Source organism: Devosia sp. 63-57 (assembly GCF_001899045.1).
GTDB classification, from domain to species: Bacteria; Pseudomonadota; Alphaproteobacteria; order Rhizobiales; family Devosiaceae; genus Devosia; species Devosia equisanguinis.
The window spans coordinates 1,412,229-1,438,432 of the sequence record NZ_MKUY01000005.1 but is presented as its reverse complement, the minus strand read 5'-3'; the positions used below and the strand labels follow the sequence as shown (position 1 = coordinate 1,438,432).

Sequence of the window (26,204 nt, the reverse complement as noted above, 5' to 3'; positions counted from 1 at the left end):
ATCTCGTCACCCATCAAGCCCGGCCGCAGCCAGCACTTTCCGGAATAGCGTCGGCAAAGCCTCGCCGCCCAATAGCGCAGGTTCGCTCCACCAGCCACCGTCCAACCCTTCGGGTGGCACCACAGCCGACCACACTTCGAGTTCTAATCGAAAGTGGGTGAAAATATGGACCACCTGCCCGCGATGCCGCCAGTTTGCAGGCAGTGGGTATATGGGATCGACGAGATCGGCGCTCCATTCCGAGGTCGGCACCTCGGTCATGCCCGCCAGCAGGCCCTTGCCGGGACGCGACTGCAAATACACATCGCCCGCTGCGTCCAGCATGACGAAGGCGTGGCCTTTTCGGACGGGGCGTTCAGCCTTGGCCGGCTTGATCGGATAGAGCAGCGGATTGCCCTCGCGCGCGGCCATGCATCCTGGCTGAAGCGGGCAGATGAGGCAGGAGGCGTTGCGCGGCGCGCAGATGGTAGCCCCCAGATCCATCATGGCCTGAGCGAAATCGCCGGCGCGTGTGGGCACCGACGCTTGAAGAGCCGCGCGCAATTGCTCCTTGGCATCGCGCACCGGCACGGGAAGGGCATAATAGCGGGCCAGCACACGATCGAGATTGCCGTCCAGCACGGCGACGGGTTCGTCGAAGCAGATGGCGGCGATGGCGGCGCTGGTATAGGCGCCGATCCCAGGCAGGCTCTGCAAGGAGACGGGACTTGTCGGAAAGACCCCACCATGGTCGCGGACGACCGCGACGGCGCAGGCATGGAGATTTCGGGCCCGGGCGTAGTAGCCGAGACCCGCCCATTCGCGCAGCACCGAATCGAGCGGCGCCGCAGCCAGGTCGAACACTGTCGGCCAGAGGCTGGTGAAGCGGACAAAATAGGATTTGACCGCCGCCACGGTGGTTTGCTGCAGCATGACCTCGCTCAGCCATATCTTATAGGGGTCCGGCTTGACGCCGGTTCTGCGGTCGGCAGGCGAAACGCGCCAAGGCAGATCGCGTGAATGCAGATCATACCAGACGAGGACGGCAGACGAATCGAGGGCATGCGGGGACGAAAGGGGCATGGGCGTGGATATCGTCTTGTGGCCGCTGCCGACAAGCCGGACGCTGAGCGGACAGGATCAACCTTGCATGACATGGGCGGCAACAGTACTGCCTAGACATGGCCGAAACCCCGCCCGAACCGAAGCGCCGCAACAAATCCGTCAGCATTGCCGACGCGATTGGGCATGCGCTCGATCCGGTGCTGAAGAAGCGCGGCTTTGCCGGTCGCGACATCATCACCCATTGGGCCGCGATCGCGCCGCCGCCATTCGACAAGACCACCCTGCCCGACAAGCTCAGCTGGCCGCGCGGGGCCAGTGGCGCCGAAGGGGCGGTATTGGTATTGCGCTGCGCTCCGGGCCAGGCGCTGTTCGCCCAGCATGCAGCGCCCGAGATCGCGCAGGCGGTCAACCGCTATTTCGGCTATCTGCTGGTGGCCGATGTCAGATTGTCTGCCGAACCGTTCAGTCCCGGTTCAGGCCAGAAGCGGCATAAACCTCATCAACCGAGCCAGAGCGAAGTCGCAAAGGTCGGCGCTGTGACCGACAAGGTCCAAGACAGCGATCTGCGGGAAGCGTTGCGGGCCCTGGGCCTGGCGCTCTCCGGCAGATCGGAACAGAACGACGGATAGACTGTTCACCCCCAAGTGATAATTGTGCCTACTTGCCGACAAGTTCCGCCCGTGTAGTGTCGCGCACAAAGAAAAACAGGAGCCTCCCCGTGAATTTCACTCGCCGCGACACTCTAATTCTCGCTGCTGCCGCTTCGGCGCTGAGCTTGTGCGGTGTCGTCACCGCTCAAGCGGCCGAAGGTGACGTGGTCGACGTCGCCAAGCTGATGGCCCCGGCGGGCGATATTCCCGACAAGGTGCAGGGCAATCCCGACGCCCCCGTTACTGTCATCGAATATGCCTCCCCGACCTGCCCGCATTGCGCGCAGTTCCACAACGAGGTCTATGAGCCGTTCAAGGCCGCCTATGTCGATACCGGCAAGGTGAAATTCATCCTGCGCCCCTTCGTGCGCAACGTGCTCGACGCCGCCATCTTCATGCTGGCGGAAGCGGCCGGTCCCGAGCAGTACAATAATGTGCTCGCCACCTATTTCCGCACCCAGAACAATTGGGGCACCTCGGCCACGCCGCGCGACGCCATTTTAGATATTGCCAAGCAGCTCGGCTTTACCCAGGAAAGCTTCGACACCGCCTTGACGAATCAGGCCCTGTTCACCGGGATGGAAGCGCAGCGCGACCAGGCGCTCGACGAATTCGGCATGACGGGCACACCGACTTTCTATGTCAACGGCAAGACGCTTTCGGGGGCCAAGACGCTCGAGCAGCTCGCTGCCGAGATCGATCCCCTCGTGCCTGCTGACTTCGTTGCCCCGGCTGCGACCACCGAGCAGCCCGCCGCAGGTGCAATGGCTCCGGCAACCGACACGATGGCCCCTGCCAATACGATGGCGCCAGCCAACACCATGGCACCGGCGACCGACAGCATGGCCCCGGCCCCTGCGCAGCAGTAATTCCGACGTCGCCTTCTCCCCTGCATGGGGAGAAGGCAATTTCGCGGATGACGGGCTTTTCGCCGCCTCCGCCGCCAAGACCATTCATGCAATGCGCCGCGTCCCCTTGCCCCTCCCCGGAGGACGCAAGAAATGAAGTTCACGCGGCTCAAGCTTCACGGCTTCAAATCCTTTTGCGATGAGACGGTCCTGGTCATGGAACCGGGGCTGACCGGCATTGTCGGACCCAATGGCTGCGGCAAGTCCAACCTCGTCGAAGCCATGCGCTGGGTCATGGGAGAAAGCTCCTATAAGGCCATGCGCGCGTCGGGCATGGACGACGTGATCTTTTCCGGCTCGGGCAATCGCCCCGGCCGCAACAGCGCCGAAGTCACCCTGGTGCTGGACAATTCCGACCGCACCGCTCCGGCAACGCTCAACACCGCCGATGTGCTCGAGGTCACGCGCCGGATCGAGCGCGAACAGGGCTCAGTCTATCGCGTCAACGGCAAGGATGTGCGCGCCCGCGACGTGCAATTGCTGTTCGCCGATGCTTCGACCGGCTCGCGTTCCCCGTCCATGGTGCGGCAGGGGCAGATCGGCGAGCTGATTGCCGCCAAACCGACCGCTCGCCGCGCTTTGCTCGAAGAGGCGGCCGGCATTTCTGGCCTGCATTCGCGCCGGCACGAAGCCGAACTGCGCCTGCGCGCCGCCGAAGGCAATCTCGAGCGCGTCGATGACATCATTGCGCAGATCGAAACGCAGCTCGAAACGCTGAAGCGCCAGGCTCGACTGGCGACACGTTATCGCGCGCTGTCCGGCGACATCCGCCGCACCGAGGCAACGCTTTACCACATTCGCTGGGTGGCCGCCCGCGCCGCGGAAAAGGAAACCGAAGCGGCCCAGGCGGTGCTGGTGCGGCAATTGGCCGATGTTACCCATTCAGAGCACGAGGCCCAGAAACGGCTCGCTGAAGCCGAGGCGGCGCTGACGCCCCTGCGCGAAAAGGAGGCGGTGGCCGGGGCAATTCTGCAGCGCTACACGATTCTGGCCGAGCAATTGGCCGATGAAGCGCGGCGCATGAGCCAGCGCCGGGTGGAACTGGAAGAACGGTTGCGCCAGATCGCGGCCGATGGCGCACGTGAACGGGAGCTGGTGGCGGAGAGCGAATCGACGCTGGCCATTTATCTCGAGGAGCAGGAAGCGCTGCGCGAGGAGCAGGAAGAGGCGCAGGAGGCCTTCGAAGCAGCCAGCGAGGTCGCTGAGGCGGCGCGCGCTGCGGTGATCGAGGCCGAGGCCGAGACGCGAAAGGCAACCGAGGCCCTGGCGCAATTGCGCAGCCGTCGGGCCCAGGCCTTGCGCGTGGCCCAGGACGCTGAAACCCGCCTGTCTCGACTGGCGCAGGAACGCGCTGGGGTTGCCGCCGAACTCAGCCGCATTGCCGAGGTGCTGGACGCCGACGAGACGGTCACGGCCTGCCGCGAATCGCTTGAGACCGCACGGGTGGACGCGGCCGAGGCCGAAGCCATTGCGCTGGAGGCCGAGGAAGAATCGGCCATTGCCCAGGCGCGGCTCGATGATGCCCGCCCGAGGCTGGCCGAACTCGACGCGCTGGTGAGCGGGCTCGAGGCTGAGGCATCGACCTTGGGCAAGATGCTCAATATCGGCGCCAGCCTATGGCCTGCTATTGTCGATGAATTGCAGGTGCAATCCGGCTACGAAACGGCGCTGGGTGCGGCGCTGGGCGATGATCTCGAAGCCTCATCCGATGCCGGGGCGCCGATGCACTGGTCGATCGCCATTGAGGGCTATGACGACCCGCCGCTCCCGCAGGGCGCCGAGCCGTTGTCGCGCTATGTCTCCGGCACGCCGCTGCTGAAGCGCCGGCTCGATCAGATCGGGCTGGTCGATGCAGTGGATGGGCCGGGGCTGATGACAGCGTTGTGGCCGGGCCAGCGGCTGGTGACGATCGAGGGTGCGCTCTGGCGTTGGGACGGCTTTGTCGCTGCGGCAGACGCACCGACAGCGGCAGCACAGCGCTTGGCCCAGCGCAATCGGCTGGCGGAGCTGGACGAGGAAATCGCGCGCGCCAAGGCTGAGCGCAATGCGTGGCGACGCGATATCGACATGCTGACCAACGCGCTCGATGAGCGACGCCACGAAGAGCGAACGCGCCGCGAGGATTGGCGCAAGGCCCAGCATGCCATCGGCGCGGCGCAGATCGCCTTGGACCAGGCGCAGCGGGCGTTGGGCGAATTCGCCAGCCGCCGCTCGGCGCTTGAAGAAGCGTTGCAGCGCATAACCTCCGGCCAGGAGGAAGCCGAGGCCGCCCGCGCCGAGGCCGAAGACATGCTGGCAGAGGCAGGCGACGAGGACGCATTTGCGGCCGCCGCCGAAGACGGACAGCGCCGCTTGTCCGCTCTGCGGGAGCGGGCCGAGCAGGCTCGGCTCAATCTCGGCACGGTGGAGGCTGCCACGCGCATGCGAAGCGCCCGCCTTGATCAGCTGACCCGCGACGCCGCCGCCTGGCAGCGCCGCCGCGATGGCGCCCAGGCGCAGCTCGATACGCTCGACCAGCGCACCCGCGAGGTGGAGGCGCAGCTGGCCGGCATTACCGAGGCACCGGAAGGCTTTTCGAGCCGCAAGGCCCAGCTCGACGACCAGATCGAAGACGCGCAGATCGACTACAAGGAGGCCGGGGACCGGCTCTCGGCCGCGCAAACCGCCTGGCGCGACGCCGACCGTGCCGTCAAGTCAGCCGGCGATGGGGTCAACGATGTCCGTATCGAGCTGACGCGTATCGACGAGCGTCTCAAGGGCTTCATCGCCCAACGCCAGCAGATCGAGCGGCAGACCGAAGAATCGCTTGGCATTCCGGCGAGCAAGACGCTCGAAGCCTCGGGTATTCGCGCTGAAGAGGCCCTGCCCCCCGAAAGCCCCACCGAGCAGAAGCTGGAACGGCTCAAGGCCGATCGGGAGCGCCTGGGCGGGGTCAATCTTTCGGCCGAAAAGGAAGCCGAGGAGGTCCAGGAAAAGCTCGACAAGATGGTGGCGGACCGCGACGACATCATCGAGGCCATCGCCAAGCTGCGCAGCGCCATTTCCTCGCTCAACCGCGAAGGCCGCGCGCGGCTCAATGAGGCTTTCGGCAAGGTCAATGCCTATTTCCAGGAGCTGTTCACGACGCTGTTCGGCGGCGGCACGGCCGAGCTGACCTTCGTGGAGAGCGATGACCCGCTGGAAGCCGGGCTGGAGATCATCGCCCGCCCGCCCGGCAAGAAGCCCCAGACCATGACGCTGCTGTCCGGCGGCGAACAGGCGCTGACCGCCATGAGCCTGATTTTTGCGGTTTTTCTCACCAATCCAGCGCCGATCTGCGTCCTCGACGAGGTCGATGCGCCGCTCGATGACGCCAATGTCGAGCGCTTCTGCAATCTGCTCGACAATATGCGCCAGCGCACCAATACGCGTTTTATGGTCATTACGCACAATCCCATCACCATGAGCCGCGTCGACCGCCTGTTCGGCGTTACGATGGCCGAACGCGGGGTGAGTCAGCTGGTGTCGGTGGATTTGACCACCGCAGAGGGTTTTCTCGAGGCCGTGTAGCCGGCGCTACAGGGTGAGGCGGGCTTCCAGTTCGGAAATGATCTGGCGCGCGTCCTGCAGTTCGGCGCGCAGTTGCGCGTTTTCCCGGCGCAGGGTTTCGATGTCTTCATGGATGGCTGTCGGCGCTGCTATATTGGCCTGCGGAGCACCGGCGGAAAGAATCCTGGCATGAAGAGCTGCGAGATAGTCGAGATCGTCCGGATAGGACTGACCGGCACGCGCCTCGGCAAGAATGCGTTCGAGATCGGCCGAAGTGTCCTCGTTCATCTCTCCGGTTGCCAGCAACTCGCTGACCAGACGCTCGACTTCGGACAGATCCATCATGCTTTTCCTGTTTTGCTGACATTCACCTCCTGCATTGCCTCAATCGGAAGCAACACACAACCTCAACGGCGCCATGCCTTGGCTGCCTCAGGCGGCCGGCTTGCGCGCGCCGATTGCGGCGAGCAGAGAACAGATCGCAGCCGGAGGCCCGCCAAGCAGGCCCCAGAACAGGACCAGCGGCGACCACAGGCCGAACAGAATGACAGGAACGGCAATCGGTACGAAGCTGAAGAGAAATCCCACCATGAGCATGATCGCTGGCCGAAATGGCAGGCCTTTCTCCTCGAGCACCTGGTCGACGCCGGCTGCAGCAATGAATGGCAGGCATCCCATGGCGAGAGCAGGTGGGTAAACAACCACGAGAAAAAATGGATCGAAGGCATCCAAAGTGTCACTCGCCAGCAAGAACCTAAGAACGCACAAGGATAGAAAGGGACCAAGAAGGCAGAATAACAGCAGCCGCTTTTTGCTCATGGGGGCCTCCGCTCATGCCTTCCCTATCGCTTCGATCCTGAACGGGAGCTGACATCCGCAGACACCCAGCAGGGACCAAGAATCCCCCAAGCGCGCCATGACTCTGCCACGATCACGGTGTGGACAGCATGCCGCACCCCGGAAATGGTTCGAATACCGCTGAAAATACAAAGACTTATGCCTTTTCAATGCGCCTTGACACCTTTTGGGGCCACCACTATGTTGCGCCCAACTTGAAGGGCAGCCCGGAATCCCCGGGAATGCGGCCGGCCGGAGGAAGCAGCGGGTGACCAAGCCGTCTGACGACCAGGGCAAAGCCGCACATGCTCGAGAGGCGACGCGCGATCTTGCATCGCGTATTGCTTCGGCCAAGCGGGAGCGGGATCTGGAGGACAACAGAGCCTCGAGGGACGCTTCCCCGGAAATGACCGGTCTGGCGCGCGGCCTGCGCATCGGCACCGAGTTCATCGCCGCGGTTCTGGTGGGTGCCGGCATCGGCTACCTGATCGACTTTGGCCTGGGGACCAGCCCCTGGGGTTTGCTCATCCTTCTGCTGATGGGCTTCGCCGCTGGAATCCTGAACGTCATCCGCGTGGTGACGGAAATGAACGCCGCATCGCCTGCCCCGAAGGGTGCCGATCTCGGTCCCGACGCGGAAGACGAAGAGCGGAATGAAAATTGATGACGATTAGAGGGCTCCATGGCCGGTACTGACCCGATCCACCAGTTTGTCATCTATGACATTGCCAAGCTTTTCACCATTGGTGGTGACGGCACCGAAGGTTCTGGCACGACCATCGCCTTTACCAATTCGGCGCTGTTCATGGTCCTCACCGTGGCGACCATCGTCGCCTTCCTGCTGCTGACCACGTCCGGCAAGAAGCTGATCCCGACCCGTGCGCAGCTCGTGTCCGAACTGCTCTACGAGTTCGTGGCAGGAATGGTGCGAAGTTCGGCAGGCACCGCCGGCATGAAGTTCTTCCCGCTGGTGTTCTCGCTGTTCACCTTCATCTTCGTGGCAAACATGTTCGGCATGGTGCCATACTTCTTCACCGTCACCAGCCACATCATCGTCACCTTCGCCCTCTCGATGCTGGTTTTCGTGACCGTCATCGTCTATGGCTTCGTCAAGAACGGCCCGAAATTCCTCAAGCTGTTCGTGCCTGCCGGTGTTCCCGGCTATATCCTTCCCATCGTGACGCCGATCGAGGTCATCTCCTTCCTCTCGCGTCCGATCAGCCTCTCGGTCCGTCTGTTCGGCAACATTCTTGCCGGTCACATCACACTCAAGGTCTTTACCGGCTTTGCCGTGATGATGATCGCCGGACTGGGTGCCGTCGGCTGGGTCGCCTCCATCCTGCCGATCCTGATGGCAATTGCCCTCACCGGTCTCGAGTTTCTCGTCGGTTCAGTTCAGGCCTATGTCTTTGCGGTCCTGACCTGCATGTATCTCAACGACGCGATCCACCCCTCCCACTAACCACCAATCTCGGCGGATGGCCCGCCGGAACCCATAGTCGCTTGAAAGGACTTTGAAATGGAAGCTGAAGCCGCGAAGTACATCGGTGCCGGTATTGCTACCTTCGGTATGGCTGGCGCCGCCCTTGGCGTGGCCAACATCTTCGGCAACTTCCTGTCGGGTGCCCTGCGCAACCCGTCGGCTGCTCCGAGCCAGTTCGGTAACCTGATTTTCGGTTTCGCCGTGACCGAAGCTCTGGGCATCTTCTCGTTCCTGGTTGCCCTGATCCTGCTGTTCGTCGCCTAATTCGCGACAGCACGAGACTAACGCGGCCGGGCATCTCGCTCGGCTGCGCTCCCTTCTCCGGTCCTTCGGCCGGATGACCGGATTTAACGGGACCTCGACCAGATGGTAACGCAAGCCTACGCTCAAGAAGCGGAAACCCCGGCAGCAGAACATGCTGTCGATGCTGCTCACGGCACGGACGCCGCCCACGGCGACCCGACCGCTGATACGCATGCCACGACCGAAGCGCATGGCGGTGACCATGGTTCGGGCGTGTTCCCTCCTTTCGATCCCGCGACCTTCCCCAGCCAGCTGGTGTGGCTCGCCATTACCTTCGCCGCACTCTACGTGCTGCTGAGCAAGGTCGCTCTGCCGCGCATCGGCGGGATCCTGGAAAACCGCAAGGCCCTGATCGATGCCGATCTGGCTGCCGCCGACGCGGATCGCCAGAAGACCGACGCTGCCATTGCTGCCTATGAGAAGGCCTTGGCCGATGCCAAGTCCAACGCTCAGGGGATTGCCAACCAGACGCGTGACGCCATCCAGGCGGATCTCGCTGTCAAGCGCACTGCCGTCGAGGCTGATCTCAGCGCCAAGGTTACGGCGGCGGAAGCCCGCATCGCCCAGACCAAGGCCGAGGCCCTCACCCATGTGGACGAGATTGCTGCAGAGACGGCCCAGGCCGTTGTCGGGCAGATCGTCGGCGACGTGTCGGCAGACAGCGTTCGCGCTGCCGTTGCCAAGGTTAAGGGGTAATCGCCATGGCTGAATGGTTGGATAACAGCTTCTTTGCAACGGTCGGCCTCGTCCTCTTCCTGGGCCTGATGATCTATTTCGGCGTGCCGAAGATCATCGCCAAGATGCTGGACGGCAAGATCAAGCAGATCGAGACCGACATCGCGGAGGCCAAGCGCCTGCGTACTGAGGCTGCCGCCCTGCTCGTCGAATACGAACAGAAGCGCGCTGCCGCCGAACGCGAAGCCGAGGGCATCGTGACTGCCGCCAAGCAGGAGGCCGAGCGCCTCACCGTCGAAGCCAAGGCTTCGCTGGAAGATTTGGTGACCCGTCGCACCAAGGCCGTGGAAGACAAGATCGCCCAGGCCGAGGCTCAGGCGCTCGCCGAAGTGCGGTCGCGCTCTGCCGACATCGCCATCGAGGCAGCCCGTGCAGTGCTGTCCGACGAGATGAACAAGAATGGTGGCAAGGTCATCGACGCCGCCATCGCCGATGTCGCAGGCCGGCTGAACTAAGGATCGAACGGTCCACATGAATTTTAAAGGCGGGCAGCGATGCCCGCCTTTTTTGTTTGATGCGAATTGACGAGGCCCCTACCCGACCTCCCCCTCTCACGAGGAGGATAAGAACAGCAGTGGCTCCCAATTGCGAGGACAAGCTGGATGGGCTCCTCCCCCGTCTTCAGGGGGAGGCGGGGTGGGGGCACTTTGGCTGGAAGTCTGGGACTCTGCAGGCGAGTTCCCCGGGCACTGCGGGTTGGATAGCAGAACAATTCTTGACGCAGATTGACGCAAGCAAAAATCTCCACCATGGTGCCGATGACTGCGGGAGAGACTGGCCTTGTGCCGGCGCCGAAGGAGCAACCGCCCCGGAAACTCTCAGGCCAAAGGACCGCAGTCAGGTCAGAAACTCTGGAAAGCAGGCTTAACGGCCTCTCCGAAGGAGCAACCGGTGCTCAGCCGGGAAATCTCTCAGGGCAAGGACAGAGGGGGCACGCATTCCCGCCGTAAGGCGGAGCCTTGTCGTGTCGCCGTCCAGCCAGAGAGAGTTCATGGCCGAAGCCTCCACAGAAGACCTCAAGCAAACCCCACTCTACGATCGTCACGTCGCCGCCGGCGGCCGCATCGTGCCGTTTGGCGGCTATGCCCTGCCGGTGCAGTATCCCACCGGTATCATGGCCGAGCACAAATGGACGCGCGAGCAGGCCGGCCTGTTCGATGTCAGCCATATGGGACCGAGCTTTCTCACCCTCACCAATCCCTCCGGCGACGCCGAGGCGGACCACGCAGCCATCGCCGCTGTCATCGAACCGCTGATCTCTGGCGATATCGCCGGACTCAAGCCCGGCCAGATGCGCTACACGCTGCTGCTCAACGATACCGGCGGCGCTGTGGACGACCTGATGGTGGGCCGCTCGCCGACCACGCCGGGCTCGCTGTTGATCGTGGTCAATGCCGGCACCAAGGAAAACGATTTTGCCATCATAGCCAAAGCGGCGGGTGACAAGGCTATCTTGCACCGCGCGGACGACGGCGGCTTGCTGGCCCTGCAAGGGCCGGAGGCGGTCAATGTCATGTCGGCGCTGGTGCCTGACGCCGCGCAACTCGGTTTCATGCAGTATGGCCGCTATGAATGGAACGGGGTGAAAGCAACGATTTCTCGCTCCGGCTATACCGGCGAGGACGGCTTTGAAATTCTGGTGCCTGGCGACAATGCCGCAGCCCTCTGGGACGCGCTGCTCGCCGATCCGCGCGTCAAGCCGATCGGCCTCGGTGCCCGGGACAGCCTGCGGCTCGAAGCCGGACTGCCGCTCTATGGCCATGACCTCGACGAAACCGTCTCGCCGATCGAAGCCGACCTTGGCTTCGCCGTCTCCAAGCGTCGTCGCGAGGCTGCCGATTTTCCAGGCGCCTCTCGCATACTGGCCGAGCGGCAAGGGGAGTTGTCCCGCAAGCGCATCGGCCTTCTGGTCGAAGGCGCGCCGGCCCGCGAAGGGGCCGAAATTCTCGACGCCGATGGCAATGCCGTCGGCATCGTCACCAGCGGCGGCTTTGCGCCCTCTATCGGGCGGGCCATAGCCTTGGGTTTCGTGCCCCCTGCCCTGAGCGATATCGGCACGGCCCTACAGGTCTCCGTTCGCGGCCGTGCTCAGAAGGCCGAAGTCGTCGCGCTTCCCTTTGTTCCCCACCGTTACTTCCGCAAATCAGCCTGAGGCCCCCCTATGACCACCAAATTCACGCCAGACCACGAATATATCCGCGTTGAGGGTTCGACCGGGATCGTCGGCATCACCCACTATGCCCAGGAGCAGCTGGGGGACATCGTCTTCGTCGAGCTGCCCGCCCTGGGCAAGGTGCTCAAGAAGGGCGACGAAGCGGCCGTGGTCGAGTCGGTCAAGGCTGCTTCGGAAATCTACGCGCCGGTGTCAGGCACTGTCACCGAGGTGAACGAAGCCCTCAATGGTGAACCGGGTCTGGTCAATTCCGCCGCCGAGGCCGGCGGCTGGATGTTCAAGATCACCATTGCTGACGCCGGCGAAATCGACACCCTGCTCGACGCCGACGGCTATGCCGAGCTGACACTCTAAGACCTGGACATCATGCGCTATCTTCCCCATTCCGCCCATGAGCGCGCCGAGATGCTCGGTGTGATCGGTGCGCCCAGTGTCGAGGCGCTGTTCAGCGCCGTGCCGGCCAGTGCCCTCAAATCCTTCACGCTCGACCTGCCGGCCCATAGCCCGGAATTTTTGGTCGAGGCGCATATGCGCGCCCTTGCCGGCAAAAACCACGCCGCCGGCGATGGTCCGTTCTTTGTCGGGGCCGGGGCCTATCGCCACCACGTCCCAGCGACGGTGGATCATCTGATCCAGCGGTCGGAATGGCTCACGGCCTATACTCCCTACCAGCCGGAAATCTCGCAGGGCACCCTGCAGATGCTGTTCGAGTTCCAGACGCAGGTGGCCAAGATCACCGGAATGGATGTGGCCAATGCTTCGCTCTATGACGGCTCCACCGGCACTGCCGAAGCCGTGTTGATGGCGCGCCGCCTCACGCGCAAAAACCGGATCATCCTTTCTGGTGGCCTGCATCCACACTACCGTGACGTGGTGAAAGCCTATCTCAAGGACGACGCAGATCTGGTGTGCCTATCGCCGTCGCCGGAGGGTCAGGGCGACATTCTGAACCAGATCGATGGCGATACCGCCGCGATCGTCATCCAGACGCCAGATTTCTACGGCCACTTGCGCGACCTCAGGGCCGCAGCAGACGCCGTTCATGCCCAAGGCGGGCTGCTGATCGTCGTTGTGACCGAAGTGGTGTCGCTGGGCCTCCTGGAAGCTCCAGGGGCGTTGGGCGCCGATATCGTGGTGGCCGAGGGCCAGTCCATCGGCAATGCGCTCAATTTCGGCGGTCCCTATCTCGGGCTGATGGCGACCAAAAAGGAATTCATCCGCCAGATGCCCGGGCGGCTGTGTGGCGAGACTGTCGATGCCGACGGGAATCGCGGCTTCGTGCTGACGCTCTCCACCCGCGAGCAGCATATCCGCCGCGAAAAGGCGACGTCGAACATCTGCACCAATTCCGGCCTTTGTGCGCTGGCCTTTTCAATTCACATGGCGCTACTCGGCGAGGCGGGGTTTACCCGTCTGGCGCGGCTCAACCATGCCAATGCGATAAAGCTGGCCGATGCGCTGGCCGGTGTCCCCGGTGTGCGTGTGCTCAACGACACATTTTTCAACGAAATGACAATCAGGGTGTCGCAGCCCGCTGCCGGTCTGGTCGAGCGCCTCGCCAACCGTGGCATTCTTGCCGGTGTGCCGGTCAGCCGCTTGCTGCCGGATGAGCAAAGTGTCGAAAACCTGATCATCCTTGCTGCCACTGAACTCACCACTGAGGCCGACATTGCCGCACTGGTCGCCGCCCTGACGGAGGAACTGGCATGAGCATGAACACGCAAGGCCGCCCCACCGGCATCGGCACCCTGGGCACCTCCGCCTCAGGCTCGGCGCTACTACCCGACGAACCGCTGCTGTTCGAAATCGGTGACACCGAACATTCCGGCGTCGACCTCCCGGAGGTAGAGTTGACCAGAAACCGCCTCGGCGGGTTTGGCCGCAAGAGCAGGCTCGATCTGGCGGGCCTGACCGAGCCTGAAGCCATGCGCCATTATGTGCGCTTGTCGCGGCTCAACCACTCGATCGATAGCGGCATGTATCCGTTGGGCTCGTGCACGATGAAGCACAATCCGCGCCTCAACGAGAAAATGGCCCGCCTGCCCGGCTTCTCCGACATTCATCCGCTGCAACCGGTCTCTACCGTGCAGGGCGCGCTGGAGCTGATGAACGAACTCAGCCATTGGCTGATGACGCTCACCAATACGGCTGCCGTGGCGCTCTCGCCCAAGGCGGGCGCCCATGGCGAGCTTCTGGGAATGATGGCCATCAAGGCGGCACAGGAGTCCAAGGGCGACGCGCACCGCACCGTCGTGCTCGTGCCCGAAAGCGCCCACGGCACCAACCCGGCCACCGCAGCCTTCCTCGGCTACACGGTCAAGCCCGTCCCGGCCAAGGCCGATGGCACGGTCGATGTCGAAGCAGTCAAGGCGGCGCTGTCGCCGGAGGTCGCCGCGATCATGCTGACCAATCCGAACACCTGCGGGCTGTTCGAGCCGCAGGTCATCGAGATTGCCAGGGCCGTGCATGAGGCCGGGGCGTTCTTTTACTGCGATGGCGCCAATTTCAACGCCATTATGGGCGTCGTCCGTCCAGGCGACCTCGGCATCGACGCGATGCATATCAACCTGCACAAGACCTTCTCGACGCCGCATGGCGGGGGCGGGCCGGGCGCCGGCCCTGTCGTGCTGTCCGAGGCTCTGGCGCCCTTCGCGCCGGTGCCGTTCGTCCGCAAGGGTGCCAATGGGCTGGACCTGGTCGAGCATATCGAAGATCAGGCCCTGGGTCGCGTCACCGCCTTCCATGGTCAGATGGGCATGTATGTGCGCGCGCTCACCTATATGCTGAGCCATGGTGCCGACGGGCTGGCGCAGGCGGCGGAAGACGCGGTGCTCAACGCCAACTATATCAAGGCGCGGCTGCAGGATGTGTTCTCGGTGCCCTTCCCTGACTATCCGACCATGCACGAGGCGCTGTTCGACGACAGCTTCCTCAAGGGCACGGGCGTCACCACGCTCGACTTCGCCAAGGCGATGATCGATGAGGGTTTTCACCCCATGACCATGTATTTCCCCCTGGTGGTGCATGGCGCCATGCTGGTCGAGCCGACAGAAAGCGAGAGCAAGCAGACGCTGGATCGCTTCTGCGACGTGATGGCGGAGTTGGCCAACGACGCCAAGGCCGGCAATACCGAGCGCTTTACTGCAGCCCCGCTCAAGGCCCCGCGCCGTCGCCTCGACGAGACCCGCGCGGCCCGTCAGCCGGTGTTGAAATGGGAAAAGCCCGTTGAGCTGCCGAAGGCAGCCGAGTAAACAAAAGGCCCGGAGCGATCCGGGCCTTTTTCTTGTCTGCCGCGCTGAAATCAGCCGCGCGTGTCGAACCCGACCCAGATGGTGATGTTTTCGCCACCGAGATAGGGAATATTGACGCTGTTGACGACCTTCACGAATTCAGCCGACTGGGCTGGCGGCGTGATGGCAACAGGAATGGTGTACTTTTCCGAGAAGATGGCCTGGCCGTCGCGCTCGACCGCAAAGCGGATCGGAGCATTGACCGAGGTCTGCTTGCCGGCAGGGCCGAGCAGCACGCGGCCGGTGACACCCATATTGACCGTGATCTGGCCGTTGGAGACGACGCAGTTGCGCGAGGTCTCGTCGATGACGCCCTGATATTGCAGGGACTTGGCATCGCCGGTGCGGCCGCCGCCATAATAGAACATGGCTTCGCCGCCCAGACGCACCTTGATCGGCGGGCATTCGGTGGCGATCACCGGCAGGGCGCTGGTCTGCGCCTGGGCAACGGCAGCCGGGGTGGCCGTGGCATTCTGCAGCTGCGCGGTGTCGCGCGAGCCACCGCCCATGAGGCCGCCCATGGAGCAGCCGGCGAGAAGAACGGCCATGGCGCCGAGTGAGGCAAAACGCAAGGTGGTGGTCAGGGTCGTGGTCATGTCTGTCGCTCCTGACAAATTAGGCTGCAGCGGCCTGGAGGGCCATCAGAATGGCGGGGGCGCCGCTGGCGTTGACGCCAGGCGCATCTTCGACGAACACATCGGAGAGGACGCCGTCGCGAATAATCATGGCAGAGCGCACGAAGCGCAGGCCAAGCCCGCCAAATTGCTTGTCGAGGCCCATGGCCTTGGCGAGGTCGCCATTGCCGTCAGCGATGAACTCGACCGCACCAAGCGCGTCGCTGGCCTCGGCCCACGCCTTCATCACGAAGGCGTCGTTGACGCTGGCGCAGACGATCTTGTCGACACCGGCCGCATGCAGCTTGTCGGCATTGGCCAGGAAACCGGGCAGATGATTGACATGGCAGGTCGGGGTGAAGGCCCCAGGCACGGAGAACAGAACAACTGTGCCTTCGCCCAAAACCGCGTCGCTGGTGGTGTCGCTGGTCCCGGTCGCCGTCACAAGCTTGATCCCGATAGACGGGATCGGATTGCCACGTTCGATCATTGGTGGAAATGCCCCATGCCTCTGGCGGTCAGCGCCGCCTACTCCAAAACTCTGCACCGCGATATGCGGCTTTGCCGCCGCAAGCAAGACCCGGCGGTCTATGGGCGCGGTGCAGTTACGTCGTCCACAGGCTTACCAATGGTCCGGCTGACCTCAAAGGCTCCCATGCCGGTCATGAATGTAAGCTGAACAATCTTGCCTTGCAGGGCACTATTGTCCGTTTTTCCATGGATGGGAAGCGTGACTAGGTTGGTTTGAGGGCTTTTTTGCGGCGCACCGAACACCGGAAAACCCTCCTGGGTGGAGGCAATCAAGCTCGCGGGATCAAAGCCATCGTCATTTATCCACACCCCGATGGCCTTGCCGCCATCAAGCACTTCCACAGCGCCGATCGGCTCATCGGGTTCGGCCCACCTGGCAGGGACGCTGGCCAAGGCTTGGCGGATGCGCAGGCCATTGGCCCGGTCGGGCGCCGCATCGCGGAGTTCAAGGCTGAGACGAGCCTGGGCCGGAATGCAGATTTCGGCACAGACACCAAGGGTCACGGCCGCCTCGACGCGACCGGCGGGGTCATCCACCGTCACGGCGAAGGGCAGTACCACATGACCGAAATAGACATAATCAAGATAATCCGCCTTCTGGTCGCGCACCGGATAGGGCCAATGCATTTCGTGCCCGGAAACGCCGATGGAGCCTGTAAAGTCGATTTGCGTTGGCAGGCCGGTATCGCCGGGTACGCGCCAATAGGTCTTGGTATCGGCAGGCATGTCGATTTCGAGCGCCATCAGGGTGGTGCCGTCGGCCTTGACGATCCCGGTGCTGATCAGCCGGAGGGTCACGCCCGGCGCCAGTTCCTGCCAGGCGGTTTCGCCCGCCAAAGCGGGCGACAGGGCAAGAAACGGCACTGTGAGCAGAGCAAGAAGGGTGCGCATGGTGCTGGCATTAGCGCAGCAGAAGGTGAAGGAATAGCTGATCGGCGATCAGGCCTTCGTGATGCTCAATTGTCCGGCTGCGGCCCTGGTTCGCTTGGCAGGGCGGGCCGGGCCCTTTACACTTGGGATCATGAACTCGCTCGAAGGACATTTTCTGATCGCCATGCCTGATATGGAGGATGAGCGCTTTGCCGAAAGCGTCATCCTGATCGTCGGCCACGGCACCGAAGGCGCCATGGGACTGGTGGTCAACCACGAAATGGCCAATCTGCGCTTCGCCGATATTCTGGACGAACTGGATCTGGGCGATCCCGATGCGGTGATCCGGCTTCCAGACGCGATCCGGCAGCGTGCGGTCATGCGCGGTGGACCGGTGGAAAAGGGGCGCGGCTTCGTACTGCACAGCGCCGACTACCAGAGCGGCAATACCTATCAGGTGTCTGAAGAGGTCGGGCTGACGGCGACGCTGGATGTGCTCAAGGCCATGGCATTCGGGCCGGCACCGCGCGCCTCTCTCCTGGCGCTGGGCTGTTGTGGCTGGAGTCCCGGGCAGTTGGAAGACGAGATCAGCGCCAATGGCTGGCTGACTGCGCCGTTCAGCCGTGAACTGCTGTTCGACGTGCCGGTGGAAGACCGCTACGACCATGCGCTGGCCAGCCTGCATATCACCCGCGCCAGCCTCAGCACGGAAGTCGGGCACGGTTAGCGCGGCCACTCTAGCTTGTGAGCGGGTTTACCGCCCCAGCTGCACCGCCAGCTTCTTGCCAAGCTCCACGCCGGTCATGGCCGATCCAAAGACGAAGCCCTGTGCATAGCGGCAGTTGAGGTCGCGCAGGCGATCCACTTCGTCCTGCGTTTCAACACCCTCGGCAATCACCAACAGATCGAGATCGGTGGCCAGGGCCACGACGGCACGAATGATCGGCGCCTGGGTCTGGGCAATGCCGTTTTCGGTGCTCAACCGCACGAAAGGCGCAGCAATCTTGATGGTGTCGATCGGGAAGCGGTGGAGATAGCTCAACGAGGAATGGCCAGTGCCGAAATCGTCGAGCGCCACCCCAACGCCGAGATTGCGCAGTGCCTCAAGCATATGGGCGGAATGCTCCGGATTGGTCATGGCCTGGCTCTCGGTAATCTCTAGCTTGAGGTGGGCGGCCAGTTCCTTGTCGCGGGACAATAGGTTGCGCATGTCGGTCAGCAGCGTCTCCGTCGCCAACTGGGTAGGAGAGAGGTTGACCGAGATGAAGAACCCTTCCGGCAGGCCCGGTGTGGTCATCCATTCGCGGGCCTGCGCCGCCGCCTGCTCGAAAGCCAGGCGGCCCAGCTTTTCAATCTGGCCCGAGCGCTCCGCCAGCGGCACGAATTCGTCGGGCATGACCAGGCCGCGGGTGGGATGGGTCCAACGCATCAGCGCCTCGGCACCGGCCATCTGACCGGTCTGCAGATCCATGATCGGCTGGAACTGCACATGCAGCTCGCCCTGCTTCATACCGCGCTCGAGATCTTCCTCGCTTGCCTTGTTGTAGGCCGCGATAGAACGGGCGGAAGCACGATAGGCTTCGATACGGTCGCCGCCCAGCCGCTTGGCGTAGTACATGGCCAGCTCGGCATCACGCAGCACATCCTCGGCGGTCGAGGGATTGCTGTCATAGATGGTAACGCCAATCGAGGCGGTCAGCACCAGGTCGCGGTCGCCGAAATTGAACGGGGATTTCAGCGCTTTGCGGATTTGCTCCGCGGTTTCGGCGATCTTGCTGGCAGCCTGTTCGGAAGAGAGGATAACGGCAAACTGGTCGCCAGACACCCGCGCCACCGTATCGAGCGGCCGCATGATGCGCGCGATGCGGCGGGAAATGGCGAGCAGCACGGAATCGGCTGCGGAATGGCCAATGCGTTCCTCGAGCTCCATGAAGCGGTCGATGTCTATGAGGAACACAGCCGGCTTGGTGCCGCCGGGGATGCGAGCGCGGACCAGGGCCCGCTCCAGCCGGTCGAGGAAGAGCTGGCGGTTGGGCAGGCCGGTAAGGCTGTCATGCACGGCGTCATGCAGCAGGCGTTCGCGCGCGGCGCGGTCTTCGGTAACGTCCTGCAGGGTGCCGACGATGCGATTGACCTGGCCATCGCCGCCCAGAACCGGCTTCACCCGCATGCGGAACGTGCGATAGCTGCCGTCGTGGCTGGCGATGCGCATATCGGCGGAAACCTTGCCGCGGCGCAGTTCCACCAGTGTATCGAAGGCGGTGCGGAAACGGTCGCGGTCGTCGGGATGGACGCGGTCAAGCCAGCGCTTGATGGCGCCACGCAACGTGCCACGCTTTTCGCCCAGTCTGGTGCCGAGTTCGTCGCTGACGGTGACGCGGTCGCGCTCGATGTTCCAGTCGAAGACAAAATCGCCCGAACCGGTCAGCGCCAGGGCGCGGCGCTCCACCTCACTGAGCGTACCGATAGAGACCTGCCCCTCGGCAAAGGCGTGCTGCACGGCGGTGAAGCCAAGCAGCATGACGATGAGCACGAGGCCGCCGGCCACGGCAGGCTGGGCCACGTCATTGCTCACCTGGCCTGAAATGACCAGCCAGGCGTAGAACAGCCAGGCGATATAGATGATCCAGGTGGGCACCAGGAGCACGGCGCGGTCATAGCCGCGAAGGGCCAGAAGCAGGATCAGGAAGAAACCCGAAACGCCCAGCAGCGCCAGCACCAGCCGGGCGATGCTGGCGGCAATGGCGGGCTGGAAGAAGGCAAAGGCAAAGAGCGCCAGGAACAAGGCCGCGAGGCCCAGCGCCAAATGAATGAAGCGCAGATGCCAGCGATGGAGGTTGAGGTAGATGAACAAAAATCCGGCCAGGGCCGTTGCTATGCCCGCCTCCGCCGCCGCGCGTAAAGGCTGCACGCCACCTGGGGACAGGCCGAACAGGCGCCCCATGATGCCGAAATCGATGAGCAGGTAGACCAGCACCGCCCAGGCCACGGCTGCCGTAGCGGGGAAAACACCGCGTCCCTTGACCACGAACATAATGGTGAGGAACACGGCGGCAAGCGCTGCGACACCCAGAACCACGCCTCGGAACAGGGTGAAGGAATTCACATAGTCCCGATAGGCATTGGGTTGCCAGAGGTAGAGTTCGGGCAGATTGCCTGACGTCAGCTCAGCAACGAGGGTAACGGTGGAGCCCGGATCGAGCGTTACCTCAAAAACATCGGCTTCCGGATCGGCGAGGCGGACCGGGCGGATGCCGGCGCTGGGCGTTACGGCAGTGACGCGGCCTTCGCCTAGATCTGGCTGGAACACGCCGGAACCCGGCAGACGGAAGAAGGGCGCGACGAGCAGACGCTCGATCTGCTGGTCGCTGTCATTGCGCAGTGCGATCAGCGCAAAGGCAGGGTTCGTGCCCTGCTCGGCCGCCAGCACTTCGATGCGACGGATGATGCCGGTCGAGTCCGGCGCGGTCGACAATTGCACGCGGCCATCCTGGCCCGGCACGATCTCGACCACGGCGGAGAGATTGACGGCGTTGACGTCCTCGGGAACGGAAATGACCTCGAAGGCCCACGCTGAAGTGAGGCAGAGGAAGGCGACGGCCAGGGAGATCGCGGCGGCGAGAAAGTGACGCATCAGGGGCAGTTAAATCCTGCGCTAGGCTTCATTGTGGCGGCGGCGCAAAAGAGGCCGCACAGCCTTGGTTTTTCTTTCTCCTCCCGGAGGGCGGTAACTTGGTACGAGAGATTGCCGCTTGCGACAAGCGTCGTTTCCTGTGGCCAAACTGCCACAGTGGGTTGATGGGCGCTTAAGCCGCTAGGCCACCCAGTGGCGCACACCCATTCTTTCCGCTTCCCAGCGCTCATGGGTCAGCCCCATGAGAACGTGGTCTTCCCAGCGGCCGTTGATCTGCAGATAGCGTTCGGCATAGCCCTCTTCCACGAAACCGTTCTTTTCCAGCACCCGACGCGACGGCGTGTTGGTGGGCAGGAACGCGGCGTGGACGCGGTGCAGGCTCAGGGTGTCGAAGATGAAGGGCAGCGTGACCGAGACAGCCTCGCTCATCAGCCCCTTGCCGGCATAGGGCTGGCCCATCCAATAGCCAAGATTGACGAACTGGGCGGCGCGACGGCGAATATTGGAGAGGGTGATACCGCCCACCAGGGTTTCGGAACGACCATCGGGCAGGAAGACGAAGAAGGTGAAATCGGTGCCCTGCTCTGCTTCCTGACGCGCCCGCTTGACCCGCATGGCAAAAACCCGTCGCGCCAGATCGGCCTCGGACCAACGCGGCTCGAAGGGTTTCAGGAAATCCTGGCTCTCGCGGCGTAAACGATACCAGGGCTCATAGTCGCGCATGACCGGCAGGCGCAGCATGACCCGACCACCACGCAGAGCAACCAGAGGCAGGGGCGAGGACCAGGGCCAGGCCATGGGATCAGCGTTGCAGCGTCTCGCCGATGCTTTCGACATCGGCCAGTCGATCGATCGGGCCGATACCGGCCAGGGTCACGGCGCCCTTGGTGAAGATCTGCTCGGCGACCTCGCGCACGCGCTGGGCGGTGATGCGATTGATGCGCTCGACCGTCTCGGCCATGGGGATTGGGCGACCCCAGAGAATCTGCTGGCGCGCAAGCTGCCCGGCGCGCGCTGAAGGACTTTCGAGCGACATCAGCAGACCCGCCCTGATCTGGTTGCGCACGCGCACCACTTCGTCATCGGAAATGGTCTCGGTGGCACGGCGGAGCTCGTCGAGCACGACAGGGATGAGCTCGGAGACTTCGTCCTCGCCGGTAGCCGCGGCAACGCCGAACACGCCGCTATCGGCAAAGGCCCAGTGGAAGGAATAGACCGAATAGCACAGGCCGCGCTTCTCGCGGATTTCCTGGAACAGGCGCGAACTCATGCCCCCGCCAAGAACCGAGGCAAGGACCTGGGCCGCATAGAAGCCATCGGAATTATAGGCGCGACCTTCGAAGCCGAGAACGATGTGGGCCTGTTCATGGTCGGACACCAGCCGCTCCTGACCGCCCCGATATTCGGCGCGTTGCGGGGCCGGTGCGCCGCTGGGCGCGAGGTCGGCGAAGCGCTGCTTGGCCACTTCCACCAACCCATCGTGGTCGACATTGCCGGCGGCAGCGATCACCATGTGGTCGCCCACATAGTTGCGGCGCATATATTTGCGGACGGTCTCAGGCGTAAAAGCACGCACCGAATCCACGGTGCCCAGAATGGTGCGACCGATGGGCTGGGTCGGGTAGGCCGCCTCCTGGAACAGGTCGAAGACATGGTCGTCGGGATTGTCGCGGGCAGCGCCAATTTCCTGGACGATCACCTGCTTTTCGCGGGCGAGCTCATCTTCGTCGAAGGTGGAGTTCTGCAGGATATCGGCGAGAATATCAGCCGCCAGCACCACATCGTCCTTGAGGACGCGCGCGAAATAACCGGTATGCTCGATGGAGGTGGCCGCGTTGAGATCACCGCCGACATTTTCGATGGCCTCGGCGATCTGCAACGACGTGCGGGTCTTGGTGCCTTTGAAGGCCATATGTTCGAGGAGGTGCGAAATGCCGTGTTCGGCCTTGCGCTCGGACCGCGCACCGGCCTTGACCCAAACGCCCAGCGACGCGCTTTCCAGATGCGGCATGTCGTCGGTGAGAACCACCATGCCATTGTCGAGACTTGTCGATCGTACGCTCACACTGGTCCTCCTGAACCGGCGGCCATCGCGACCGCGGGTTCGCCGTGTCGTTCAGGCCGCGCGGCTACGCGCCCCGATGAAGTCTTCTATCATGCGCTGGTCATTGGCCAGCACGGTCACCCGTTCTTCGCGGGTATAGAGATCGGCCAACCAGCTCGGCAGGGCCGCATCGACACCCGAGGCTTCCTTCACCGCAGCTGGGAATTTGGCGGGATGGGCGGTGCCCAGCGTCACCATCGGCACGGCTGTGGACGGCAGGCGCTGGGCAACGCCAAGACCAACGGCGGTATGCGGATCGAGTAGGTAGCCACTCTTTTTCCAGGTCCCAGCGATGACGGCGCGCGTTGCCGCCTCGTCGGTGGTGCCGGCGGCAAAGTCGCGGCGGATCGCCGAAAGCGCCGCATCCGGCAAGGCAAAGCCGCGCGACTGCTTGAGGCTCGACATCATGCGGTTGACCGCGTCGCTGTCACGACCGGCAGATTCGAACAGCAGGCGTTCGAAATTGGAGGAAATCTGAATATCCATGGACGGGCTGATCGTCGGCTCCACCCCGGCCATTTCGTAGCGCCCGGTATCGATCGTGCGGCGCAGGATATCGTTGGCATTGGTGGCGATTACCAATTGCTCGATTGGCAGGCCCATCTGCTTGGCGCAATAGCCGGCGAAGATATCGCCGAAATTGCCGGTGGGCACGGTGAAGCTCACCTTGCGGTGTGGTGCGCCCAGCGATGCGGCAGCGGTGAAATAATAGACGATCTGCGCGACGATGCGGCCCCAATTGATCGAATTGACGCCGGACAGGCGCACGCGATCGCGGAAGCCATGATTGTTGAACATGGCCTTCACCAGGTCCTGGCAATCATCGAAGGTGCCTTCGAGCGCAATGTTGTGGACATTGGCGTCGAGCACGGTGGTCATCTGCCGGCGCTGCACCTCCGAGGTGCGCCCCTTGGGATGGAGGATGAAGATATCGGTGGTGTCGCGGCCACGGAAGGCTTCGATGGCGGCAGAACCGGTATCGCCGGAGGTGGCGCCGACAATAGTGGCGCGCAGACCGCGCTGGGCCAGGATATGGTCCATCACCCGGCTGAGGAACTGCATAGCGACGTCCTTGAACGCCAGGGTCGGACCATGGAACAGCTCAAGCACAAAATGGCCAGGGGCAATCTCCACCAGCGGCGTCACCGAGGCGTGGCGGAAGCTGGCATAGGCTTCGTCGATGATGGTCTTCAGCGTCGCGTCATCGATCTCGCCCTGGGTGAAGCGGGAGATAATCGCGAAGGCGACATCGGCATAGGGCTTACCAGCGAAACCGGCGACTTCGTCCGCACTGACCTGCGGCCAGGATGCCGGCACGTAGAGGCCGCCATCTGCGGCAAGTCCTGCCAGAACTGCGTCGGAGAAGCCAAGCGCGGGCGCCTTGCCACGCGTAGAAACAAACTGCATCGGGAAGAAGCGCCCTTTTAGAATTGTTGCAACCTAGTCAAAGCCGCGCTGAGCCGCAAGGTTTTGCCGCGATCAGCGTTTTGGCTGCCGCTGCGCCTGCCGCCACAACCAGAAGCCGAGCATGACAATGGCGACGATGGCAAAGCCATACCAGGTGTATGCATAGCCCAAATGGTTATTGGGGAAACTGATGACGGTTTCGCCGCCCTGCGGCAGTGCATCGGGCGCGCCGGCCGGAAGATCGACATAGAACGGCGCCACCGGCACAAGGGCAGGATCGATCATGGTGGCAAGCAGCGTCGGGTCGCGGACCCAGGCTACCCGGTCGGACATATTGGTCTCGGGGGTCATGAAGCCGGTGGGCTCCCCAGGGCGCAACAACCCCGAGACGATCACCTGTCCCTCACTGGCATCATGAAGACCGCCCAGGATCACCTCTTCCTGATTCTGCTCCGGCACGAAGCCGCGATTGACGAAGACGGTGCCGCCCGCGTCGAGCACGAAGGGGGTCATGACCCAGTAGCCGGGACCGCCATATCGACCCTTGGGATCGGCCAGGCTGGTGAAGACGGTGCTGGTCTGGTCATAGGCGAAGTGGCCGCTCAGCGACACCGGCTGGAAATTCAGCGCATCGACATCGAGATCGGGCCAGGTATCGGCGGCCGGCACCGGGATGGGTGCAGCATTCAGGCGGGCATCGACGGCGGCGATCAGCGCTTCTTTCTCACCCAAGCGCTCCATTTGCCAGGTACCAAGGAAAACGCAGGTTGCAGCGAGGGCCAGCATCAGGACGACAAAGACCCAATCGGTCCAACGCAGATTGGCGAGGCGAACAGTGCTCATTGATGGCCCTCATGCGCATCATGGCGGTACTGGACATTGACCAGCACGCCCTTGAATGGCGGCAGGAGGGCCAGCGACAGGATCAAGGTCGTGGGAATCCATAGCACGAGATGCATCCACGGCGGGATGGTGAAGCTGGCGCCGACAACAAGCGCCAGAATGATCACCACCGGCGCGACCAGAAATATCACGAAAACAGCCGGGCCATCGCCACTATCGGCAAAGTCGTAGTCGAGCCCGCACTGGGGGCAAGATGGGGTAAGTTGAAGATAGCCGGAAAACAACCTACCCTTGCCGCAACGCGGGCAGCGGCAGGCAATGCCGGTCAAAATGGGATTGGGGGTGCTCATGGTATGTTCCAAAGAAAAAGGGCGCAGACCATGCCGCGCCCCTCTCCGATTGTCGTATTCGGCCTCAATGGCTCAGGGCCACGCCCCAGGAGCCCCAGACATAGACCGAGGCAAACAGGAACAGCCACACCACGTCCACGAAGTGCCAGTACCAGGCGGCGAACTCGAAGCCGAGATGCTGCTTGGGGGTGAAATCACCGCGTTCGGCACGGATCAGGCAGATCAGAAGGAAGATGGTGCCGATGATGACGTGGAAGCCGTGGAAGCCGGTCGCCATGAAGAAGGTGGCGCCATAGAGGTTGCCCGAGAACGAGAAGCCGGCATGGGTGTATTCGAGATACTGAACGAAAGAGAACAGCACGCCGAGCGCCACGGTGAGCACGAGGCCCCAACGCAGGCCCTGACGATCGTTTTCAAGCAGCGCATGGTGGGCCCAGGTCACCGTGGTGCCGGAGGTCAACAGGATCAGCGTGTTGAACAGCGGCAGGTGCCAGGGGTCGAACAGTTCGATGCCAGTCGGGGGCCAATGTCCGCCAGTGAAGGCGACGCGGGCATACTGCTCGATGTCGTCGAAGCGGAAGAAGCCATCGAAATAGGCCCAGAACCAGGCCACGAAGAACATGACTTCGGAGGCAATGAACAAGAGCATGCCGTAGCGATGGTGGAGCTGGACCACCGGCGTATGGAAGCCGCCATTGGCTTCCTTGATCACATCGGCCCACCAAGCATAGAAGGTGTAGACCACACCAGCCAGGCCGATGAAGAACAGCCACGGCGTCCAATGGTGCATCCAAGCGATGCCACCGATCGCCAGCACGAAGACGGCAACCGACATGACGAACGGCCAGGGGCTCGGTTCGACCATGTGGTAGTCATGGTTCTTTTCTAAGGCGGCCATGT

Annotated in this window: 26 protein-coding genes and 1 riboswitch; of the genes, 13 read left to right on the top strand and 13 right to left on the bottom strand. The window is 63.1% G+C overall.

Annotated elements, in window-relative coordinates; all coding sequences use genetic code 11:
• Window positions 1-6 precede the first annotated feature (6 nt).
• A complete protein-coding gene (locus BGO80_RS15185) occupies window positions 7-1,062 on the bottom strand; it encodes an A/G-specific adenine glycosylase (RefSeq protein ID WP_286722129.1) in 1,056 nt (351 codons plus the stop codon).
• Window positions 1,063-1,160: 98 nt separating this feature from the next.
• On the opposite strand from BGO80_RS15185, the gene BGO80_RS15180 reads away from it, so the two are divergent.
• From BGO80_RS15180 to BGO80_RS15170, 3 genes are all read left to right on the top strand, one after another.
• Window positions 1,161-1,673: a DUF721 domain-containing protein gene (locus BGO80_RS15180; RefSeq protein WP_286722128.1), complete on the top strand. Its 513-nt coding sequence runs from the start codon at window positions 1,161-1,163 to the stop codon at window positions 1,671-1,673.
• Window positions 1,674-1,762: 89 nt separating this feature from the next.
• A complete protein-coding gene (locus tag BGO80_RS15175; RefSeq protein WP_286722127.1) occupies window positions 1,763-2,563 on the top strand; it encodes a thioredoxin domain-containing protein in 801 nt (266 codons plus the stop codon).
• Between the two features lie 132 nt (window positions 2,564-2,695).
• Window positions 2,696-6,151 (top strand): chromosome segregation SMC family protein, encoded by a 3,456-nt coding sequence (locus BGO80_RS15170; RefSeq protein WP_286722126.1) that lies wholly within the window; start codon window positions 2,696-2,698, stop codon window positions 6,149-6,151.
• Between the two features lie 6 nt (window positions 6,152-6,157).
• On the opposite strand, the gene BGO80_RS15165 is transcribed toward BGO80_RS15170, so the two are convergent.
• On the bottom strand, window positions 6,158-6,472 hold the full coding sequence (locus BGO80_RS15165; protein ID WP_286722125.1) for a hypothetical protein: 315 nt from the start codon (window positions 6,470-6,472) through the stop codon (window positions 6,158-6,160).
• Between the two features lie 90 nt (window positions 6,473-6,562).
• Complete coding sequence (locus BGO80_RS15160) at window positions 6,563-6,949, bottom strand: hypothetical protein (RefSeq protein ID WP_286722124.1); 387 nt, start codon at window positions 6,947-6,949, stop codon at window positions 6,563-6,565.
• Between the two features lie 286 nt (window positions 6,950-7,235).
• Here BGO80_RS15160 and BGO80_RS15155 point away from each other — a divergent pair, with 286 nt between their 5' ends.
• From BGO80_RS15155 to gcvPB, 9 genes are all read left to right on the top strand, one after another.
• Window positions 7,236-7,631: an AtpZ/AtpI family protein gene (locus tag BGO80_RS15155; RefSeq protein ID WP_286722123.1), complete on the top strand. Its 396-nt coding sequence runs from the start codon at window positions 7,236-7,238 to the stop codon at window positions 7,629-7,631.
• Window positions 7,632-7,649: 18 nt separating this feature from the next.
• On the top strand, window positions 7,650-8,429 hold the full coding sequence (locus BGO80_RS15150; RefSeq protein WP_126149660.1) for a F0F1 ATP synthase subunit A: 780 nt from the start codon (window positions 7,650-7,652) through the stop codon (window positions 8,427-8,429).
• Window positions 8,430-8,486: 57 nt separating this feature from the next.
• On the top strand, window positions 8,487-8,714 hold the full coding sequence (locus BGO80_RS15145; RefSeq protein ID WP_116589250.1) for a F0F1 ATP synthase subunit C: 228 nt from the start codon (window positions 8,487-8,489) through the stop codon (window positions 8,712-8,714).
• Between the two features lie 102 nt (window positions 8,715-8,816).
• Window positions 8,817-9,449 carry a F0F1 ATP synthase subunit B gene (locus BGO80_RS15140; RefSeq protein WP_126149661.1) on the top strand — a complete coding sequence of 211 codons (633 nt, stop codon included), beginning with the start codon at window positions 8,817-8,819 and terminating at the stop codon, window positions 9,447-9,449.
• A 5-nt stretch (window positions 9,450-9,454) separates the two neighbouring features.
• Window positions 9,455-9,943 carry a F0F1 ATP synthase subunit B family protein gene (locus BGO80_RS15135; protein ID WP_126149662.1) on the top strand — a complete coding sequence of 163 codons (489 nt, stop codon included), beginning with the start codon at window positions 9,455-9,457 and terminating at the stop codon, window positions 9,941-9,943.
• Between the two features lie 300 nt (window positions 9,944-10,243).
• Window positions 10,244-10,332, top strand: a riboswitch (glycine riboswitch).
• A gap of 147 nt (window positions 10,333-10,479) precedes the next feature.
• Window positions 10,480-11,640 carry a glycine cleavage system aminomethyltransferase GcvT gene (gene gcvT / locus BGO80_RS15130; RefSeq protein WP_126149663.1) on the top strand — a complete coding sequence of 387 codons (1,161 nt, stop codon included), beginning with the start codon at window positions 10,480-10,482 and terminating at the stop codon, window positions 11,638-11,640.
• Window positions 11,641-11,649: 9 nt separating this feature from the next.
• Window positions 11,650-12,015 (top strand): glycine cleavage system protein GcvH, encoded by a 366-nt coding sequence (gene gcvH, locus BGO80_RS15125; protein WP_126149664.1) that lies wholly within the window; start codon window positions 11,650-11,652, stop codon window positions 12,013-12,015.
• A gap of 12 nt (window positions 12,016-12,027) precedes the next feature.
• Window positions 12,028-13,371 carry an aminomethyl-transferring glycine dehydrogenase subunit GcvPA gene (gene gcvPA / locus BGO80_RS15120; protein WP_286722122.1) on the top strand — a complete coding sequence of 448 codons (1,344 nt, stop codon included), beginning with the start codon at window positions 12,028-12,030 and terminating at the stop codon, window positions 13,369-13,371.
• Complete coding sequence (gene gcvPB, locus BGO80_RS15115; RefSeq protein WP_286722121.1) at window positions 13,368-14,912, top strand: aminomethyl-transferring glycine dehydrogenase subunit GcvPB; 1,545 nt, start codon at window positions 13,368-13,370, stop codon at window positions 14,910-14,912. Before gcvPA ends, gcvPB begins: the two co-directional genes overlap by 4 nt.
• Window positions 14,913-14,962: 50 nt before the next feature.
• Here gcvPB and BGO80_RS15110 read toward each other — a convergent pair whose 3' ends face one another.
• From BGO80_RS15110 to BGO80_RS15100, 3 genes are all read right to left on the bottom strand, one after another.
• On the bottom strand, window positions 14,963-15,547 hold the full coding sequence (locus BGO80_RS15110) for a hypothetical protein (protein ID WP_126149667.1): 585 nt from the start codon (window positions 15,545-15,547) through the stop codon (window positions 14,963-14,965).
• A gap of 19 nt (window positions 15,548-15,566) precedes the next feature.
• Window positions 15,567-16,055: a peroxiredoxin family protein gene (locus BGO80_RS15105; protein WP_126149668.1), complete on the bottom strand. Its 489-nt coding sequence runs from the start codon at window positions 16,053-16,055 to the stop codon at window positions 15,567-15,569.
• A gap of 98 nt (window positions 16,056-16,153) precedes the next feature.
• On the bottom strand, window positions 16,154-16,987 hold the full coding sequence (locus BGO80_RS15100) for a protein-disulfide reductase DsbD domain-containing protein (RefSeq protein WP_286722120.1): 834 nt from the start codon (window positions 16,985-16,987) through the stop codon (window positions 16,154-16,156).
• A 130-nt stretch (window positions 16,988-17,117) separates the two neighbouring features.
• Between BGO80_RS15100 and BGO80_RS15095 the strand changes: the two genes are divergently transcribed.
• The gene (locus BGO80_RS15095; protein ID WP_126149670.1) at window positions 17,118-17,693 is read left to right on the top strand and encodes a YqgE/AlgH family protein; all 576 of its coding nucleotides are present in this window, start codon (window positions 17,118-17,120) and stop codon (window positions 17,691-17,693) included.
• 27 nt (window positions 17,694-17,720) lie between these two features.
• Here BGO80_RS15095 and BGO80_RS15090 read toward each other — a convergent pair whose 3' ends face one another.
• The 7 genes from BGO80_RS15090 to BGO80_RS15060 form a co-directional block, all read right to left on the bottom strand.
• Entirely contained in the window at window positions 17,721-20,600 is a 2,880-nt protein-coding gene (locus BGO80_RS15090; RefSeq protein ID WP_126149671.1) for an EAL domain-containing protein, read from the bottom strand.
• A 180-nt stretch (window positions 20,601-20,780) separates the two neighbouring features.
• A complete protein-coding gene (locus BGO80_RS15085) occupies window positions 20,781-21,398 on the bottom strand; it encodes a GNAT family N-acetyltransferase (protein WP_126149716.1) in 618 nt (205 codons plus the stop codon).
• A 4-nt stretch (window positions 21,399-21,402) separates the two neighbouring features.
• Window positions 21,403-22,665: a M16 family metallopeptidase gene (locus BGO80_RS15080; RefSeq protein ID WP_126149672.1), complete on the bottom strand. Its 1,263-nt coding sequence runs from the start codon at window positions 22,663-22,665 to the stop codon at window positions 21,403-21,405.
• 51 nt (window positions 22,666-22,716) lie between these two features.
• Window positions 22,717-24,111 (bottom strand): threonine synthase, encoded by a 1,395-nt coding sequence (gene thrC, locus BGO80_RS15075; RefSeq protein ID WP_286722119.1) that lies wholly within the window; start codon window positions 24,109-24,111, stop codon window positions 22,717-22,719.
• Between the two features lie 72 nt (window positions 24,112-24,183).
• Window positions 24,184-24,954: an SURF1 family protein gene (locus tag BGO80_RS15070; RefSeq protein WP_286722118.1), complete on the bottom strand. Its 771-nt coding sequence runs from the start codon at window positions 24,952-24,954 to the stop codon at window positions 24,184-24,186.
• Complete coding sequence (locus tag BGO80_RS15065; protein WP_286722117.1) at window positions 24,951-25,304, bottom strand: DUF983 domain-containing protein; 354 nt, start codon at window positions 25,302-25,304, stop codon at window positions 24,951-24,953. Before BGO80_RS15065 ends, BGO80_RS15070 begins: the two co-directional genes overlap by 4 nt.
• A gap of 64 nt (window positions 25,305-25,368) precedes the next feature.
• On the bottom strand, window positions 25,369-26,202 hold the full coding sequence (locus tag BGO80_RS15060; RefSeq protein ID WP_126149676.1) for a cytochrome c oxidase subunit 3: 834 nt from the start codon (window positions 26,200-26,202) through the stop codon (window positions 25,369-25,371).
• Between the last annotated feature and the right edge of the window lie 2 nt (window positions 26,203-26,204).

Excerpts from the sequence above, each read along its gene's own strand:
- BGO80_RS15085 (WP_126149716.1), bottom strand. The coding sequence starts at position 21,398 with ATGGCCTGGCCCTGGTCCTCGCCCCTGCCTCTGGTTGCTCTGCGTGGT.
- BGO80_RS15100 (WP_286722120.1), bottom strand. The coding sequence starts at position 16,987 with ATGCGCACCCTTCTTGCTCTGCTCACAGTGCCGTTTCTTGCCCTGTCG.
- gcvPB (WP_286722121.1), top strand. The coding sequence starts at position 13,368 with ATGAGCATGAACACGCAAGGCCGCCCCACCGGCATCGGCACCCTGGGC.
- thrC (WP_286722119.1), bottom strand. The coding sequence starts at position 24,111 with ATGCAGTTTGTTTCTACGCGTGGCAAGGCGCCCGCGCTTGGCTTCTCC.
- BGO80_RS15105 (WP_126149668.1), bottom strand. The coding sequence starts at position 16,055 with ATGATCGAACGTGGCAATCCGATCCCGTCTATCGGGATCAAGCTTGTG.
- BGO80_RS15185 (WP_286722129.1), bottom strand. The coding sequence starts at position 1,062 with ATGCCCCTTTCGTCCCCGCATGCCCTCGATTCGTCTGCCGTCCTCGTC.
- BGO80_RS15170 (WP_286722126.1), top strand. The coding sequence starts at position 2,696 with ATGAAGTTCACGCGGCTCAAGCTTCACGGCTTCAAATCCTTTTGCGAT.
- gcvH (WP_126149664.1), top strand. The coding sequence starts at position 11,650 with ATGACCACCAAATTCACGCCAGACCACGAATATATCCGCGTTGAGGGT.
- BGO80_RS15160 (WP_286722124.1), bottom strand. The coding sequence starts at position 6,949 with ATGAGCAAAAAGCGGCTGCTGTTATTCTGCCTTCTTGGTCCCTTTCTA.
- BGO80_RS15070 (WP_286722118.1), bottom strand. The coding sequence starts at position 24,954 with ATGAGCACTGTTCGCCTCGCCAATCTGCGTTGGACCGATTGGGTCTTT.
- BGO80_RS15090 (WP_126149671.1), bottom strand. The coding sequence starts at position 20,600 with ATGCGTCACTTTCTCGCCGCCGCGATCTCCCTGGCCGTCGCCTTCCTC.
- BGO80_RS15135 (WP_126149662.1), top strand. The coding sequence starts at position 9,455 with ATGGCTGAATGGTTGGATAACAGCTTCTTTGCAACGGTCGGCCTCGTC.
- BGO80_RS15145 (WP_116589250.1), top strand. The coding sequence starts at position 8,487 with ATGGAAGCTGAAGCCGCGAAGTACATCGGTGCCGGTATTGCTACCTTC.
- BGO80_RS15110 (WP_126149667.1), bottom strand. The coding sequence starts at position 15,547 with ATGACCACGACCCTGACCACCACCTTGCGTTTTGCCTCACTCGGCGCC.
- BGO80_RS15060 (WP_126149676.1), bottom strand. The coding sequence starts at position 26,202 with ATGGCCGCCTTAGAAAAGAACCATGACTACCACATGGTCGAACCGAGC.
- BGO80_RS15150 (WP_126149660.1), top strand. The coding sequence starts at position 7,650 with ATGGCCGGTACTGACCCGATCCACCAGTTTGTCATCTATGACATTGCC.
- BGO80_RS15065 (WP_286722117.1), bottom strand. The coding sequence starts at position 25,304 with ATGAGCACCCCCAATCCCATTTTGACCGGCATTGCCTGCCGCTGCCCG.
- BGO80_RS15180 (WP_286722128.1), top strand. The coding sequence starts at position 1,161 with ATGGCCGAAACCCCGCCCGAACCGAAGCGCCGCAACAAATCCGTCAGC.
- gcvPA (WP_286722122.1), top strand. The coding sequence starts at position 12,028 with ATGCGCTATCTTCCCCATTCCGCCCATGAGCGCGCCGAGATGCTCGGT.
- BGO80_RS15165 (WP_286722125.1), bottom strand. The coding sequence starts at position 6,472 with ATGGATCTGTCCGAAGTCGAGCGTCTGGTCAGCGAGTTGCTGGCAACC.
- gcvT (WP_126149663.1), top strand. The coding sequence starts at position 10,480 with ATGGCCGAAGCCTCCACAGAAGACCTCAAGCAAACCCCACTCTACGAT.
- BGO80_RS15095 (WP_126149670.1), top strand. The coding sequence starts at position 17,118 with ATGAACTCGCTCGAAGGACATTTTCTGATCGCCATGCCTGATATGGAG.
- BGO80_RS15140 (WP_126149661.1), top strand. The coding sequence starts at position 8,817 with ATGGTAACGCAAGCCTACGCTCAAGAAGCGGAAACCCCGGCAGCAGAA.